General features: G+C 71.3%; 14 protein-coding genes. 6 read left to right on the top strand and 8 right to left on the bottom strand.

Going from position 1 to position 16,078, the window contains the following annotated elements:
* Window position 1 precedes the first annotated feature (1 nt).
* From OG432_RS12700 to OG432_RS12680, 5 genes are all read right to left on the bottom strand, one after another.
* Window positions 2-1,030, bottom strand: a complete 1,029-nt coding sequence (locus OG432_RS12700) for a hydroxyacid dehydrogenase (RefSeq protein ID WP_328310873.1) — start codon at window positions 1,028-1,030, stop codon at window positions 2-4.
* Between the two features lie 58 nt (window positions 1,031-1,088).
* Window positions 1,089-2,024 (bottom strand): carbohydrate ABC transporter permease, encoded by a 936-nt coding sequence (locus tag OG432_RS12695; RefSeq protein WP_328310871.1) that lies wholly within the window; start codon window positions 2,022-2,024, stop codon window positions 1,089-1,091.
* A complete protein-coding gene (locus tag OG432_RS12690; protein ID WP_443058379.1) occupies window positions 2,021-3,046 on the bottom strand; it encodes a carbohydrate ABC transporter permease in 1,026 nt (341 codons plus the stop codon). Before OG432_RS12690 ends, OG432_RS12695 begins: the two co-directional genes overlap by 4 nt.
* A 73-nt stretch (window positions 3,047-3,119) precedes the next feature.
* Window positions 3,120-4,448 carry an ABC transporter substrate-binding protein gene (locus OG432_RS12685; protein ID WP_328310869.1) on the bottom strand — a complete coding sequence of 443 codons (1,329 nt, stop codon included), beginning with the start codon at window positions 4,446-4,448 and terminating at the stop codon, window positions 3,120-3,122.
* A 192-nt stretch (window positions 4,449-4,640) separates the two neighbouring features.
* Window positions 4,641-5,876 (bottom strand): substrate-binding domain-containing protein, encoded by a 1,236-nt coding sequence (locus OG432_RS12680; protein ID WP_328310867.1) that lies wholly within the window; start codon window positions 5,874-5,876, stop codon window positions 4,641-4,643.
* Between the two features lie 229 nt (window positions 5,877-6,105).
* On the opposite strand from OG432_RS12680, the gene OG432_RS12675 reads away from it, so the two are divergent.
* Window positions 6,106-7,968, top strand: coding sequence for a DUF2264 domain-containing protein (locus OG432_RS12675; protein WP_328310865.1), 1,863 nt, complete (start codon window positions 6,106-6,108; stop codon window positions 7,966-7,968).
* Between the two features lie 58 nt (window positions 7,969-8,026).
* Here OG432_RS12675 and OG432_RS12670 read toward each other — a convergent pair whose 3' ends face one another.
* Both OG432_RS12670 and OG432_RS12665 read right to left on the bottom strand, forming a co-directional pair.
* On the bottom strand, window positions 8,027-8,800 hold the full coding sequence (locus OG432_RS12670) for an SDR family NAD(P)-dependent oxidoreductase (RefSeq protein WP_328310862.1): 774 nt from the start codon (window positions 8,798-8,800) through the stop codon (window positions 8,027-8,029).
* A gap of 276 nt (window positions 8,801-9,076) precedes the next feature.
* A complete protein-coding gene (locus tag OG432_RS12665) occupies window positions 9,077-9,745 on the bottom strand; it encodes an MOSC domain-containing protein (RefSeq protein WP_328310860.1) in 669 nt (222 codons plus the stop codon).
* A gap of 80 nt (window positions 9,746-9,825) precedes the next feature.
* Here OG432_RS12665 and OG432_RS12660 point away from each other — a divergent pair, with 80 nt between their 5' ends.
* Window positions 9,826-10,719 carry a LysR family transcriptional regulator gene (locus OG432_RS12660; RefSeq protein ID WP_328310858.1) on the top strand — a complete coding sequence of 298 codons (894 nt, stop codon included), beginning with the start codon at window positions 9,826-9,828 and terminating at the stop codon, window positions 10,717-10,719.
* Between the two features lie 139 nt (window positions 10,720-10,858).
* On the opposite strand, the gene OG432_RS12655 is transcribed toward OG432_RS12660, so the two are convergent.
* Window positions 10,859-11,188 (bottom strand): WhiB family transcriptional regulator, encoded by a 330-nt coding sequence (locus OG432_RS12655; protein ID WP_328310856.1) that lies wholly within the window; start codon window positions 11,186-11,188, stop codon window positions 10,859-10,861.
* Window positions 11,189-11,616: 428 nt separating this feature from the next.
* On the opposite strand from OG432_RS12655, the gene OG432_RS12650 reads away from it, so the two are divergent.
* From OG432_RS12650 to OG432_RS12635, 4 genes are all read left to right on the top strand, one after another.
* Complete coding sequence (locus OG432_RS12650) at window positions 11,617-12,228, top strand: response regulator transcription factor (protein ID WP_003948568.1); 612 nt, start codon at window positions 11,617-11,619, stop codon at window positions 12,226-12,228.
* Between the two features lie 254 nt (window positions 12,229-12,482).
* On the top strand, window positions 12,483-13,067 hold the full coding sequence (locus OG432_RS12645; RefSeq protein ID WP_267055859.1) for a sigma-70 family RNA polymerase sigma factor: 585 nt from the start codon (window positions 12,483-12,485) through the stop codon (window positions 13,065-13,067).
* Between the two features lie 205 nt (window positions 13,068-13,272).
* The gene (guaB, locus tag OG432_RS12640) at window positions 13,273-14,778 is read left to right on the top strand and encodes an IMP dehydrogenase (protein WP_328310851.1); all 1,506 of its coding nucleotides are present in this window, start codon (window positions 13,273-13,275) and stop codon (window positions 14,776-14,778) included.
* Window positions 14,779-14,885: 107 nt separating this feature from the next.
* Entirely contained in the window at window positions 14,886-16,010 is a 1,125-nt protein-coding gene (locus OG432_RS12635) for a GuaB3 family IMP dehydrogenase-related protein (protein WP_328310849.1), read from the top strand.
* Window positions 16,011-16,078: the final 68 nt, after the last annotated feature.

The raw sequence follows: 16,078 nt of genomic DNA, 5'->3' as shown, positions 1-16,078 counted from the left end.
CCTACGCCGAGTGCCCCAGCGACATCGGATGGACCGGGTCCGCGAACGGCAGGCCGGAGGCGAAGCGCTCCACCTCGTCCAGGGCCAGGTCCGCCATCCGGTACAGCTCGTTGCCGAGCGAGCCGGCGATGTGCGGGGTCAGCAGGACGTTGGGCAGGTCGTACAACGGGCTCTCCCGGGGCGGCAGTTCGGGGTCGGTGACGTCCAGGACCGCGTGCAGGCGGCCCGAGAGCAGCTCGGCCAGCAGGGCCGGCTCGTCCACCAGCGAGCCGCGGGCGGTGTTGATCAGCGTGGCACCCGTCGGCATCCGGGCGAGCCGGCGGGCGTCGATCATGTGGCGGGTCTCGGGGAGCTGGGGCGCGTGGACGGAGACGACGCCGCTGCGGGCGCACAGCTCGTCCAGGGACACCTGTTCAACGCCCAGGGCCGCCGCTTCGGTTCCGCCGACGTACGGGTCGTACAGGAGGACCTCGAAGTCGAAGGGGCGCAGGAGCTCGATCACGCGCCGTCCGATGCGGGACGCGCCGACCAGGCCGACGGTGCGCCGGTAGTTGCCGGTGTGCTCGGTCTCGCTCAGCCACGCGGGAGCGGTGCGCAGCTCGGCGTAGCGCTGGGCGGAGCGCAGCACCTCCTTGCCCGCGAAGAGGATCGCGGCCAGCGTGTACTCGGCGACCGGGAGGGCGTTGGCCGCGGCGGCCGACGTCACCGCGATGCCGCGCTCCCAGCAGGCGTCGGTGATGTGGTGCTTGACGGAGCCCGCGGCGTGGACGACCGCGCGCAGCCGCGGGGCCGCTTCCAGGACGTCCTTGGTGAGCGGGGGAGCGCCCCAGCAGGTGAGCAGCACCTCGGCCTCGGCGAGGGCCTCCGCGACCGGGCCCGCGGGCGCCGCCAGCTCGTGTGCGACCAGGTGCGGGTCGGTGCGGGTGAGGGCGGCGAGCCGGGTGCGGTGGTGCTCGGTGAGGAGCCGGCCGGCGATGCCGGGGCCCATCGCGAGCAGCAGGGCGGGCCGATTGTCAGTGGTGTGGTGCATGGTGGGACTCGGGCTCCTCACGAGGCGCTGGCCGGGGGTAACTGGGTGTCCGGGCCGGTCATTTGAGGCTGCCGGCGGTGAGCCCGGCCTTCCAGTGCCGCTGGAGGGAGACGAAGGCGACGATCAGGGGGATGACGGCGAGGAGGGAGCCGGTGACGACGAGAGGGTAATAGCTCGGCTCGGCATGGGTGTTGCTGTTCCAGGCGTACAGACCGAGGCTCAGCGGGAAGAGCTTCTGGTCGCTGAGCATGACCAGGGGGAGGAAGAAGTTGTTCCAGATCGCGGTGAACTGGAAGAGGAAGACGGTCACGAAGCCCGGCATCACCATGCGCAGGCCGATCGACCAGAACGTGCGCAGCTCGCCGGCGCCGTCGATACGGGCGGCTTCGAGCGCCTCGCCCGGGATGTAGCTCGCGCTGAACACGCGCGACAGATACACCCCGAACGGGTTGACCAGAACGGGTATCAGGACCGACCAGTACGTGTTGACGAGGCCGACCTTGCTGGCCAGGAGATACATGGGCAGGGCGAGCGCCGTGGTCGGCACGAGCACGCCGAGCAGCACGACACCGAACAGCTTCTCCTTGCCGCGGAAGGCGTACTTGTCGAAGGCGTACCCCGCGGCGACGGAGACCAGTGCGCAGATCGCCGCGCCGCCGCCCGCGTAGAGAAGGGAGTTGAGGTACCAGCGGAAGTAGACGCCGTCGTTGTAGGACGCCAGCTGCGACAGGTTGTGGCCCAGGTCGAAGCCCTTGAAGGAGAAGGCCTCGCCGGACAGCAGGCTTCCGGTGTCCTTGGTGGCGGCCGTGACCAGCCACACCAGGGGGAAGAGCGTGTAGAGGACGGACAGCAGCAGCGCGCCGTTGACCGCGGTGCGCGACAGCCAGCGGCTCGGTGACCGGTCCGGCGTCGCGGTACGCGGCGGGGTGGCGGCCCCCGTGTGCCCGGCGGTCCTCGGGGCGGCGTTCGCTTCGGTTGCCGTGGGGGAGGTCATGCCGTGGCCCCCTTCCGGTTGGTGAGGCGGGTGACGACGAAGGAGAGCAGGGCCGCGGCGAGCGCGAGGAGCACGGCCGCGGCGGCGGCGAGGCCGTAGTCGTTGCGGCTGAACGCGGCGGTGTAGGCGTACATGTTGGGCGTCCAGGTGGTGGTGACCGTCGAGCTGCCGCCCTGGTTGAGGATCAGCGGTTCGGTGAAGAGCTGGAGCGAGCCGATGACGGTGAACAGCGCCACCATCACCAACGAGCTCCGGATCAGCGGGAGTTTGATGCCGAACGCGGTGCGCCACTCGCCCGCGCCGTCCACGGTGGCCGCCTCCAGGACGGAACGGTCGATGGCCTGGAGCGCCGCGTAGAAGATGACCATGTTGTAGCCGAGCCATTCCCACAGGGCGATGTTGACCACGGAGGGGAGCGTGCCGCTGGAGGAGAAGAAGTCGAAGCCGATGCCGCCGGAGTTCATGGCCTTCACGACCGGGCTGAGGCCCGGTGTGTAGAGGTAGACCCAGACCAGCGCGGCGATGATGCCGGGCACGGCGTGCGGCAGGAACAGGGCCAGCTGGAAGAAGCGCCGGGCGCGGGCCAGCGTCGAGTCGAGCAGCAGCGCGAGCGCGAGGGCGCCGCCGACCATCAGCGGGATGTAGACGACGCAGTAGCCGGCGAGGACCCAGAAGCCCTCGCGGAACGCCCGGTCGCCGAGCGCCGCCGTGTAGTTGTCGAGCCCGCTGAACACGGATGTGGCGCCGCCGAAGCCGAGACCGGACTGCTTCTCCGTGAACAGGCTCAGCCAGATCGCGTACCCGATCGGCACCAGCGTCACGGCGGTGAACAGGACGAAGAACGGGCCGAGCAGCACGCCGGCGGCCGCGTTGGTACGGCTGCGCGCCCCGCGGACGCGAAGGGCCCTGCGGCCGGCCGGGCCGGACCCGGGCGTACCGGCGGCCGCGGCGCGGGGGGTTGCCGTGCCGTCTTCGTCCGCCGGGGCCGGACGGTGGCCTTCCTCGCCCGTCGGGTCCGGCACGCGCCGGGTCCCGCTTTCCGCTCCGCCTTCCGCCCCGGCGCGTTGCGCGGGACGCCGCTTCGTCCTCATCCGGTCAGCCCTCGACCTTCAGCCCGCGCTTCTTCAGCTCGGTCACCGTGGCGTCGTGGGCGGCCTTGATGGCGTCCTTGATCGTGACGGAGCCGCCGGCGACCTTGCCGAGCTGGTCCTTGAGCGTGGTGTTCGTGGTGCCCATGCTCGGGCCCCAGCCCCAGTTGGCGTTGATCGAGCCGCCCGCGGCGTCGAAGAGCTGGTAGACGTCCTGGCCGGTGTAGAACTTCGCGTCGAACGCCTTCTTGGCGGCCGGGCGCAGCGCGATGTCGGCCGGGAAGGCGCTCGACGTACCGGACTTGATGCGCGCGTCGATGCCCGCCTCGGTGGTCGACATCCACTGGGCGAATTCGAGGGCGGCCGTCGTCTTGGTGCTGCCCTTGGTCACCGCCCAGGTGGAGCCGCCGAGCATGCCGCTGGCGGGCTTGCCGTCCCAGGTGGGGACCGGGGCCACCGCCCACTTGCCGCTCTGGTCCGGCACGGTCCCGCCGAGCACGCCCGCGCCCCACGAGGCGCCGAGGTAGCCGACGGTGGAGCCGTCCTTGAGGGAGGCCGTCCACTCGGGGCTGAAGGAGACCGCGTTCTGCACCAGCTTGTCGTCGAGCAGGCCCTGCCAGTAGTCGGCGACCTTGTTCGTGGCCGCGTCGGCCGTGTTGAGCTTCCAGGTGTCGCCGTCGGCCTTGAACCACTGGGCGCCGGCCTGCCAGGCCATCGCCTCGAACGTGGTCGGGTCGTCGGGGAAGAACGTGCCGATGCGGGCCTTGGGGTCGGCGGCCTTGGCCTTCTGCGCGGCCGCCTTGAACTCGTCCCAGGTCTTGGGGACTTCGATGTGGTTCTTGTCGAAGAAGTCCTTGCGGTAGAAGTACGCCTGCGGCGCCGCGTCGAAGGGGATCGCCCAGTTCTTGCCCCCGAGCGTGGTCTGCTGGATCGCCTGCGGCAGGAACTGCTTCTTCACGTCGTCGGTGACGTACGTGCTGATGTCCTGGAACGAGCCCTGGCTGACGAACTCGGGGAGCATCGGGTACTCGACGGTCACGAGATCGGGCGCATTGCCGGCCTTCACCGCGTTGGAGATCTTGGCGTAGCCGCCGGCGTTGCCCGAGGGGATCTCCTCGAACTTCACCTTGATGTTCTTGTGCGAGGCGTTGAAGGCGTCCACCACATCCTTCGAACCCTTCTGCCAGGCCCAGAAGGTGATGGTGACGGGCTTGTCGGCGGTGCCCTTGCCCGCATCGCTCGTCTTGCTGTCCCCGCCGCCGCAGGCCGTGAGCACGGCGAGAGCGGTGGCGGTACCGACGAGGGCGGAGGTCGATCTGGTCCAACTGCGGCTCACGGAACGGCTCCTGAACGGGAGGGGACGAGGCGATGGCCGCGATCCTTGGCCCAGTTCTGACCGAAGTCAAGAGCGAAAGTTCGATTGATCGAAAAAAGATCAGAGAAAGATTGAATGGTCGTGCGTCAGGATTGAACGCTCATGGGTGCCCTCGGGGCGCTCCCCCGGTGCTCCCGGGACGCCCCGAGGTGCTCACGGGACGCGCAGGGGCTCGGGGGGAGCCCCGCACGAGGCGCGTACCCGCAGCCTCGGCAGCAGGTCGACATGGCGCCGCGGAGCGCCCTCGCCGACGCCGACACCTGCGCCGTCCACCGCGGCGCCGCGCAGTCGCTCGATCAGCAGCTCGGCCGCGTACCGCCCGACCTCGTGCTTGGGCGGGGCCACCGCGGTCAGCGGGATGTCCGCGAGGGCCGCCACCTCGTCGTCGTACGCCACGAGGGCCAGGTCGTCCGGCACCCGCACGCCCAGTTCGGCCAGGCGCTGCACGATCCGGATGGCGTCCACGTCGTTGTGGACGAGCGCCGCCGTGGCCCGGCCGTCGGCGACCGCGCCGCGCAGTGCCCGCACGGCCCCCTCGAAGCCGTTCGGATCGGCCTCCGCCGAGACCGAATCGATCACCGGGAGCGGCGACGTGAGGCCCAGCGCGCCGAGCGCGTACCGGTATCCGGCCCGCACGGCGATCGCGGTGGGGCTGTCGGACCGCGCCACGAGCAGGGGCGTCGGGTGTCCAAGGCCCAGCAGGTGGCGCACCGCGATGAGCACGCCGTGGCTGTGGTCGGAGCAGACCCGGTCCAGGTCGTCCAGCTCGCGTCCCGGCACCCCGCGCCGCTCCAGGAGCACGGTCGGCACCGGGAGTCCGGCGATCCAGGCCCCGTGCTCGACCGGGTCGCCCGGCTCCTTCCAGCCCGGCGCGATCAGCAGGCCGTCGGCCCCGGCCGCGAGCAGCCCGGCCGCCCGGCCCGCGTCCTCCTGCGGCCGGTAGTCCGAGATCCGCAGGACGAGCCGCGCCCCCGCCGCGGCCGCCGCCTCGTGCGCGCCCCGGATGACCTCGGCGAAGTAGTACGTGGCGTTGGGCGCCAGCATGCCGATGACGAGCTCGCGCGAGCCGGAGCCGGAGCCGGAGCCGGAGCCGGAGCCGGAGCGCGAGCGGAAGCCGGTGGCGGGGGCGGCGCCGGTGGCCGGGGCGCGGTCGTGGTGCGGGGTGGCCGGGGGCCGGGCGGCCGTCGGGCCGGGTTCGCCCGCGCCCGGCCAGGACACCGAACCGTGCGCCCGGTCCAGCCGCCCCTCGGTGGCCAGGAACTCCACGTCCCGCCGCACGGTCACCGGCGAGACCCCCAAGTGGACGGCGAGCTCGGAGACCCGGGCCGAGCCGTGCCGGCGCACCACGTCCAGCAGTCGGTCATGACGTTCAGCAGCGCTTTCACGCACGGCGGCATCCCCTTCGCGGTGTGGTGGCCCGGTGGGCCATGACCCTAGTACGGCGTGATCGAACGACGGGAGTTTCGATCATTCGGTCTGATCCATTGACGTTCGATCAAATCGGGTTCTAAGTTCCCAGATATTTCGCGCGGACCCGATGACCCCGACCCGGCCCCCACCTCGCCCGGCCCCGCCCGTGCGCCACCGCCCCCGCCCCGCCACCGAGGAGCATCGCACCATGCCCGTCGCGCCGGAGAACCGTGCGCTCAGCCCGTACACCGGCTGGACCCGCGAGCACTGGGAGCGGTCGGCGGACCGGCTCCTGCTGGCCGTACGCCCCCACGCATCGCCCGGTCTGGGTCTGATCAACCTGCCCGGCGCGCGGCCGAGTTGGTCGGGGCCGCGCTCGGACGGGCTCGAAGGGTACGCCCGCACCTGGCTGCTGGCCGCCTTCCGCGTGGCCGGCGCCGGGGGCGAGGATCCCCACGGTCATCTGGAGCGGTACGCCGACGGCCTGGCCTCGGGCACCCGGCACCCGCTTCCCAGCGGTGCGTTGGACGCGGCGTCTCCCGACGCCTGGCCGCAGCCCACCCAGGTCCCGCAGGCCGTCGTCGAGTCGGCCTCCGTCGCCCTGGGGCTGCGGCTCACCCGCCCCTGGCTCTGGGACGGGCTCGACGACCGCGTCCGCCAACGGGCCGTCGACTGGCTGCTGCCCACCCTCGGCCCGTCCCCGGTCGACAACAACTGGTGGCTGTTCGGCCTCACCGTCGCCGGATTCCTCCAGGACGCCGGCATCGAGACCGACCGGGCCGCGGCCACCATCGAGCGCGCCCTGGAACGGATCGACCAGTGGTACCTCGGCGACGGCTGGTACAGCGACGGGCCGAACCGCTCCTTCGACCACTACAACGCCTGGGCCCTGCACTTCTATCCCGTTCTGCACGCCCATCTCGCCGGCGACCAGGACCTCCTGGCCCGCTACGGCCCCCGCCTGCACGACCAACTGGACGCCCACAGCCGCCTGTTCGGTGCCGACGGCGCACCGATGCCGTACGGGCGCTCGCTCACCTACCGCTTCGCGGCCGCCGCCGCACCCTGGCTCGGTACGCTCACCGGCCACACCCCGCTCAGCCCCGGCGCCACCCGCCGTCTGGCCTCGGGGACCCTGAAGTACTTCCTCGACCGCCCCGCCGGCGAAGGCGCCACCGACACGGCGGGCCTGCTCACGCTGGGCTGGCACGGCCCGTATCCGCCGGTGATCCAGCACTACTCGGGACCGGCATCGCCGTACTGGGCCGCCAAGGGCTACCTCGGCCTGCTCCTGCCGCCCGAGCATCCGGCCTGGACGGCGGTCGAGGAGCCGCTGCCCGCCGAGACCGAGGACGCCACCCGCACCCTCGGCCCGCCCGGCCTGCTGATCCAGTCGACCGCGGCGGACGGCCTGGTCCGCCTCCACAACCACGGCAGCAACAACCATGTGGGCGGCGGCAAGGAGGAGGACCCCTGCTATGCCCGCTTCGCCTACTCGACCCGCACCGGCCCCACCTCGCAGGGTGTGCCCGACAACCACTTCGGGCTGTTGTCTCAGGGCGCGTCCACCACCCGGGGCCCCGCCGTCCCGCTGGGCCACGGACCGGGCTGGGCCGCATCGCTGTCCGAGCCACGGCCGGGCCCGCCCGGTGTACGGATCGTCTCGGTCACCCTCGCGCACGGGCGCGCCGAGGTCCGCGCCCATCTGGTCGTCGGCGCCGTCCCCGGCACCCCCGTCCGCCAGACCGGCTGGGCCGTCACCCCCGGGCACACCGCACAGCTCCATCCCGTGCACGGGTACGCGGGCGAGCCGTGCCAACTGGCCGCGGGATCAACCCTGTTCGGCCACGGCTCACAGGTCCGGGCGCTCCACGGCGCAACGGGAACCGCGCCTTCCCTGTTCGTCGCGCTCGCCTCCCTCACGGCGGAACCGGAGCCCGCACCGGCCCACACCCTCGCCGGCATCGAGGTCACCGGCCACACCGTCGCCGTGAGCTGGCCGGACGGGACGACCTGCACGCTCGTGCTCGACCCCGCCGGTCCGGCGGTCCGCATGGACGAGGGCGGGTGAGACCACGCGGGGTGCCGCGCGGCCTCCCGGGTGGGACCAGGCCGGGTTGTCGCGCGGCTTACTGGGGGCCGTACTTGCGGCCCGTCTTGGAGGTGATCCCGCCGAGCAGGCCGCGCGGCGCCAGCTTCACCGCGCCCATGAGCGCCTTGTAGCGCGGGTCGGGGATCGAGAGCGACTTGCCGCGCGCGAGGTCGGTGAGGGCGGCGGCCACCAGCTTGTCGGCGTCCAGCCACATCCAGCCCGGGATGTTGTCGGTGCCCATGCCGGCCCGCTGGTGGAACTCGGTCCGCACGAACCCGGGGCACAGCGCCATGAGCCGCACGCCGGTCCCGGCCAGGTCCCGGGCCGCGCCCTGGGTGAACTGCACGACCCACGCCTTGGACGCGCCATAGGTGCCGCGCGGTACGAACGCCGCGACCGACGCCACGTTGACGACTCCGCCGCGGCCGCGCTCGCGCATGGAAGCGGTCGCCGCCGAGGTCAGCCGCAGGACCGCCTCGATGTGTACCTTCACCATGGTCAGCTCGTCCGCCATGGGCACTTCGAGATAGCGGCCCTTGTTGCCGAACCCGGCGTTGTTGACCAGGAGATCGACCGGCCGGCGGGGCTGGGAGAGCCGCTCCTCGACCGCGGCGATGCCGTCCTCCGTGGACAGGTCGGCGCTCAGCACCTCGGCCTCGATGCCGTGCCGGTCGTGCAGTTCGGTGGCCTGCTCGCTCAGCCGCTTGCCGTCCCGGGCCACCAGCACCAGATCGTGCCCATCGGCCGCGAGGCGCCGCGCGAACGCGGCACCGATGCCGGCCGTCGCTCCCGTAATCAGTGCAGTCGTCATAGGCGCACGTTAATGCCCCCGCTCAGCGCCCGATGACCGGCCCCGCCCCGCCGCCGAACTGGTGTCGACCGCCATGAACTGCCGCAATAGCGGCGCTTCTTCGCCGGTCTTCACGGGCCGTGACCGATCCCTCCGGCAGGTCTTCACCGCTCCGCACCGGTTCGCCGGGGCTCCGGCCGCCCCGAGCCGGACCCGAAGCGCCGCTTCCTGCCGGGAACCCGCCGCGACCTCGCCGGGAACTCGCCGGGAGCCCGCCGAGAACCCGCCGAGAACCCGCTAGGAACCGTGCTTCGCGAGGTATGTCCGCACCATGTCGTGCGCATCGGGCTCCAGGGCGTCGCCCGCCGCGAGAACGCGCGGCATCAGCGTCCGTTCCGTCGTGAACGCACGGAACCAGAAGGCGACCGAAACTTCGTGATCCGGTCGTTCGATCACCTCGACCGGATCACCCGCCTGGATCTCGCCCGGCTGGATCACCCGGAAGTACGCGCCGGGCACCGCCGCCTGTGTGAAGCGCCGGACCCAGCCCTTCTGATCGAGCCAGCCCGCGAACGTACGGCAGGGGATGCGTCCGGAGGCGACCTCCAGGACCGCGGAGCGCCCCACCCGCCAGCGCTCGCCGATCCGGGCGTCGTTCACGTCGACGCCGGACGTGGTGAGGTTCTCGCCGAACGAGCCGTTGGGCAGTGCGCGGCCGAGCTCCTTCTCCCAGGCGTCCAGATCCTCGCGGGCATAGGCGTAGACGGCCTGGTGGTCGCCGCCGTGAAAGCGCAGATCGCAGACGTCGTCGCCCTCCACGCCGCTGGCGCCCACGCCGCGCGGGCCGGGCGCGAACACCCGGACGGCGGTGTTCACCGGGCGTTTGTCCACGCCCGTGCGGCCGCTCTCGGCATCGGTGTAGGCGGCGGCCCTCGCGCGGCCCACGTTCACAGACAGAAGCTCCATGGCGGAACGCTAGCCGAATCGAACTCAAAGACGCGATCGAATTTTTCTCGATGACTCCAAAATGCGCTTATGCTCGAAGAATGATCGAGGCCCGTCATCTCCGCGTCCTGCGCGCCGTCGCCGCCACCGGTTCCTTCTCGGCGGCGGCCCGCGAGCTGGGCTGCACCCAGCCCGCTGTCAGCCAGCAGATGAAGGCCCTCGAATCCTCCACGGGGACCCCCCTGCTCATCCGCACCGGCCGCGAGATGCGTCTGACCCAGGCCGGCGAGGTCCTGGTCCGGCACGCCTCCGGCATCCTGGCCGGGCTGACCGCGGCCGAGGAGGAGGTCGCGGCCATCGCCGGCCTGCGCGCCGGCCGGGTGCGCCTGGTCTCCTTCCCGAGCGGCTCCTCCACGCTCGTGCCGACCGCGCTCGCCGCGCTGCGCGCCGCCCACCCGGGCACCCGGGTCTCCCTGGTGGAGGCCGAACCGCCGCGCTCCGTGGAGATGCTGCGCGAGGGCGACTGCGACATCGCGCTCGCCTTCCGCTACGGCTCGAACGCCACCGAGTGGGACGACCTGGTGGTGCGCCCGCTCCTCGTCGACCGGCTGGTCGGCCTGGTCCCGCAGGGGCATCCGCTGGCCGAGGCCGGGGCCGTCGCCATCGGGGACCTTGCGGAGGAGTCCTGGATCGCGGGCTGCCCGCGCTGCCGCCGTCAACTGGTGGAGGTCTGCGAGGAGTCCGGCTTCACGCCGCGGATCGACTTCGCGACCGACGACTATCCGGCGGTGATCGGGCTCGTGGGCGCAGGCCTGGGGGTCGCGGTGATGCCGGAGCTCGCCATCGAGTCCGTACGGCCCAAGGGTGCGCGTACGGTCACCGTCGAGCCCGCCGTCGAGCGGGAGATCGTCGCGCTCACGCTGCCCGACCTGGCCCGGGTCCCGGCCGTCGAGGCCACCCTGGACCAGTTGGCGAGGGCCGCGTCGCGCGACTAGCCGCCGCCGTGGCGCGCGGCCACGGGAACGCGGCCCGGGATGCGGCCCGGGGATGCGGCCTCAAGCCGTCACTTGGTGGGCGGCGCTGGGCCAAACGGCGCAGGAACGTTTCTTCTGATCCGGTTCGCTCCGCGAGCCGTCAAGGCGCCTCCATGCCGCCCGCCATGGGAGCCGCGGCCGACACCAGGCGGTTGCGCGCCCGGCCCATGAGCTCTTCGCGCTCGTCCTCGGTGAGCCCTCCCCAGACTCCGTAGGGCTCTCGTACGGCGAGGGCGTGGGCCGCGCACTGCGCCCGGACCGGGCAGCGCATGCACACCTCTTTCGCCGAACTCTCGCGCGCACTCCGCGCCGCGCCGCGTTCCCCCTCCGGGTGGAAGAAGAGCGAGCTGTCGACTCCACGGCAGGCCGCTAGTAGCTGCCAGTCCCACAGATCGGCGTTGGGTCCGGGAAGGCGGGAGAAATCTGCCATTGCTCTTGTCCCCTTGAAACCGTGCTGAGGCGGATGGGCGGGCCAGTACGGGACGGGTGCGCGCGAGGGCTCATCCGAACACGTACGTACCGACGAAGGTACATCTCCTGTGTAAGTAGATGTAAATATGACTCATTGGGAATGTAGCCACAGACACCAGCAAAAGTGAAGAAAAGCCGCTAAATGGGGCATAGCAGCAAAACCTGGGCCCGCGGCGCGCCACACTCTCCTGTGTGCACGCTTCCTCACGTAGAGTGCCGAACGTGCCCGCCGGACCCGTAACTCTTTCGAGTGACCGTCGTTGAGAGTGCGGAGGCGATTGAAAGAACAAGCGCTCGGGCAAGTGTCCGAGAGCGCCAATCGCTCAGGTGACCCATGTACCCAGCCTGGAGGCTCAAGGTGACGCGCATCAGCTGCGGAGGGCGGCCATGACATCAGTCCTCGTCTGCGACGACTCCCCGCTTGCCCGCGAGGCGCTCCGCCGCGCGGTTGCGACCGTGCCCGGCGTCGAGCGTGTGACGACGGCGGCCAACGGCGAGGAAGTCCTCCGCCGCTGGGGTGCCGACCGCTCGGATCTGATTCTGATGGACGTACGCATGCCCGGTCTGGGCGGCGTGGAGACCGTCCGTCGGCTGCTGTCCGCGGATCCGGGTGCCCGGATCATCATGCTCACGGTCGCCGAGGACCTCGACGGGGTCGCGCTCGCGGTCGCCGCCGGCGCCCGCGGCTACCTGCACAAGGACGCCTCGCGTGCCGAACTGCGCGCGACCGTCACCCAGGCGCTCGCCGACCCGACGTGGCGGCTCGCCCCGCGCAGACTGCGGTCGGCCGAGATGGGCGCGGCGCCCACGCTCACCGCGCGGGAGATCCAGGTGCTCGAAGGCATGAGCCACGGACGCTCCAACGCCGAGATCGGCCGCGAGCTCTTCCTCTCGGAGGACACGGTCAAGACGCACGCCCGGCGGCTCTTCAAGAAGCTCGGCGCCTCGGACCGCGCGCACGCCGTCGCGCTCGGTTTCCGCTGGGGCCTGGTGCGCTGACGGCAGGTGAGACAGCCGGTCGGAGCCCCGTCCGCCACCCGGCGGACGGGCCCGGTCGCCCCGCGAACGGCAGCAGTAGGTGTTGCTTCCGCCGCGATGCCGCATCCTTGTAGGTGTGGAGTTCCTCGGGGACAGGTCGGTCGAGCGGGAGGGGGGTGCAGGGGATGGGTTCCGGCGCACCCGCTCATAACGCTTCAGTGCACAACTACGGACGCGGTGCCGCGGACGGGACGGCCCCGGGGCACCATGGACCGATGCGCGACGACGAGGCTACGGCGCAAGGGGTCATCGGTGCCCTCGTTCACCGTGCTGTCGACGGCGACGAGCAGGCCACGCACGATCTGCTCGCCCATGTCCACCCGCTCGCGCTGCGCTACTGCCGCACGCGCCTGAACCGGCTGCCGGGTGATGCTCGCCACTTCGTCGAGGACCTCGCCCAGGAAGTCTGTGTCGCCGTCCTGATGGCGCTGCCGCGCTACCGCGACACGGGGCGCCCCTTCGAGGCCTTCGTCTTCGCCATCGCCTCGCACAAGGTCGCCGACCTCCAACGGGCCGCGATGCGCCACCCGGGCTCGACGGCCGTGCCCTCCGACGAGATGCCGGAGCGGCCCGACGACTCGCTCGGACCCGAGGAGCGCGCGCTGCTCAGCAGTGACGCCGCCTGGGCCAAGAAGCTCCTCGCCAACCTGCCGGAGAACCAGCGGGAGCTGTTGGTGCTGAGGGTCGCCGTCGGGCTCACCGCCGAGGAGACCGGGCAGATGCTGGGCATGTCGCCGGGCGCGGTCCGTGTCGCCCAGCACCGCGCCCTGAGCCGGCTGCGCGCCCTGGCCGAGCAATAGGCCGAGCCGTAGGCGGACCGACGCGAGCGGACCATCGGCATGCGGACCATCGGCATGCGGACCATGGGCACGCGGAGCCGCGCGACCCCCCGGCTCCACGTGTGAACGTACAAAGAATCCCGATGATCTTGCTCGTGGAATGAGACACCCGCACAGCCCGTTAGCATGGACATCCGCACCGATCAAGGCCATTGGGGAAGGTGTCATGACTGCAAACGTCGACGGAGTGCCCGAGAAGTTCGCGACGCTCGGGCTGACATACGACGACGTCCTGCTCCTGCCGGGCTCGTCCGACATGGCGCCCGACCAGATCGACACCTCCTCTTATCTGTCGAAGAACGTCAAGGTGAACGTCCCGCTGCTCTCGGCGGCGATGGACAAGGTCACCGAGGCGCGCATGGCCATCGCCATGGCCCGTCAGGGCGGCGCCGGCGTGCTGCACCGCAACCTCTCCATCGAGGACCAGGCCAACCAGGTCGACCTGGTGAAGCGCTCCGAGTCCGGCATGGTCACCGACCCGATCACCGTGCACCCGGACGCCACGCTGCGCGAGGCCGACGAGCTGTGCGCCAAGTTCCGCATCAGCGGCGTCCCGGTGACCGACTCGGCGGGCAAGCTGCTCGGCATCGTCACCAACCGCGACATGGCCTTCGAGTCGGACCGCAGCCGCCAGGTGCGCGAAGTCATGACGCCGATGCCGCTCGTCACCGGCAAGGTCGGCATCTCCGGCGTGGACGCCATGGAGCTGCTGCGCCGCCACAAGATCGAGAAGCTGCCGCTCGTCGACGACGCCGGGATCCTCAAGGGCCTCATCACGGTCAAGGACTTCGTCAAGGCCGAGAAGTACCCCCACGCCGCCAAGGACAAGGACGGCCGGCTGCTCGTCGGTGCGGCCGTAGGCGTCGCGGGCGACGCCTACGAGCGCGCCCAGGCGCTGATCGCCGCCGGCGTCGACTTCATCGTCGTGGACACCGCGCACGGGCACTCCCGCCTGGTCGGCGACATGGTCGCCAAGATCAAGTCGAACTCCTCGGGCGTCGACCTCATCGGCGGCAACATCGCCACCCGTGACGGCGCCCAGGCGCTCATCGACTCGGGCGTCGACGGCATCAAGGTCGGCGTGGGCCCCGGTTCCATCTGCACCACCCGCGTCGTCGCCGGCATCGGCGTCCCGCAGGTCACCGCGATCTACGAGGCCTCGCTCGCCGCCAAGGCCGCGGGCGTCCCCGTCATCGGCGACGGCGGCCTGCAGTACTCGGGCGACATCGCCAAGGCCCTCGTCGCGGGCGCCGACACGGTGATGCTCGGTTCGCTGCTCGCGGGCTGCGAGGAGTCGCCCGGCGAGCTGCTCTTCATCAACGGCAAGCAGTTCAAGTCGTACCGCGGCATGGGCTCGCTCGGCGCGATGCAGTCCCGCGGCGACCAGCGTTCGTTCTCCAAGGACCGGTACTTCCAGGAGACCGTCTCCACCGACGACAAGCTGATCCCCGAGGGCATCGAGGGCCAGGTGCCCTACCGCGGCCCGCTCTCCGCCGTCGTCCACCAGCTCGTCGGCGGCCTGCGCCAGTCGATGTTCTACGTCGGTGGCCGCACCGTGCCCGAGCTCCAGGCCAACGGCAAGTTCGTCCGGATCACCTCGGCGGGCCTCAAGGAGAGCCACCCGCACGACATCCAGATGACGGTCGAGGCGCCGAACTACAACAAGCGCTGACGCCCGCAGAACGCCCGAGGGGCGGTCCCGGAGTTCCCGGGGCCGCCCCTCGCCCGTGTGTCGGGGATACTGGAGCATGCAGACGTAGAGGGAAAGGCCCACACAACGTGACTGAGATCGAGATCGGGCGCGGCAAGCGCGGCCGCAGGGCGTACGCGTTCGACGACATCGCCATCGTCCCGAGCCGGCGTACCCGGGACCCGAAGGAGGTCTCGATCGCCTGGCAGATCGACGCCTACCGTTTCGAGCTGCCCTTCCTGGCCGCCCCCATGGACTCCGTGGTCTCGCCGAAGACGGCGATCCGCATCGGTGAGCTCGGCGGCCTCGGCGTGCTCAACCTCGAGGGTCTGTGGACCCGGTACGAGGACCCGCAGCCGCTGCTCGACGAGATCGCCGATCTCGACGAGGCGACCGCGAGCCGCCGCCTCCAGGAGATCTACGCGGCGCCCATCAAGGAAGAGCTGATCGGGCAGCGCATCAAGGAGGTGCGCGACTCCGGTGTCGTCACCGCCGCCGCGCTCTCCCCGCAGCGCACCGCCCAGTTCTCCAAGGCGGTCGTGGACGCGGGGGTCGACATCTTCGTCATCCGCGGCACCACCGTCTCGGCCGAGCACGTCTCGGGTGCGGCCGAGCCGCTCAACCTGAAGCAGTTCATCTACGAGCTGGACGTTCCGGTCATCGTGGGCGGCTGCGCCACCTACACGGCGGCCCTGCACCTGATGCGCACCGGCGCGGCCGGCGTCCTGGTGGGCTTCGGCGGCGGCGCCGCGCACACCACGCGCAACGTCCTGGGCATCCAGGTTCCGATGGCCACCGCCGTCGCCGATGTCGCCGCGGCCCGCCGCGACTACATGGACGAGTCCGGCGGCCGCTACGTGCACGTCATCGCGGACGGCGGCGTGGGCTGGTCGGGCGACATCCCCAAGGCCGTCGCGTGTGGCGCCGATGCGGTGATGATGGGCTCCCCGCTGGCCCGCGCGACCGACGCGCCGGGCCACGGCCACCACTGGGGCATGGAGGCCGTCCACGAGGACGTGCCGCGCGGCAAGCTAGTCGACCTGGGCATCGTGGGCACCACCGAGGAGATCCTCACCGGTCCCTCGCACACCCCGGACGGCTCGATGAACCTGTTCGGCGCCCTGCGCCGCTCGATGGCGACGACCGGCTACAGCGAACTCAAGGAGTTCCAGCGGGTCGAGGTCACGGTGGCGGACGCGCAGCACAAGCGCTGAATCCCGTACACGCCGAAGGGGCCCGGATCGATTGACGATCCGGGCCCCTTCGGCATGTTCGTGTTCGC

The sequence above is a fragment of the Streptomyces sp. NBC_00442 genome (genome assembly GCF_036014195.1).
GTDB lineage: Bacteria > Actinomycetota > Actinomycetes > Streptomycetales > Streptomycetaceae > Streptomyces.
The sequence above is the reverse complement of the archived record's forward strand: the minus strand, read 5'-3'. Positions and strand labels throughout refer to the sequence as shown.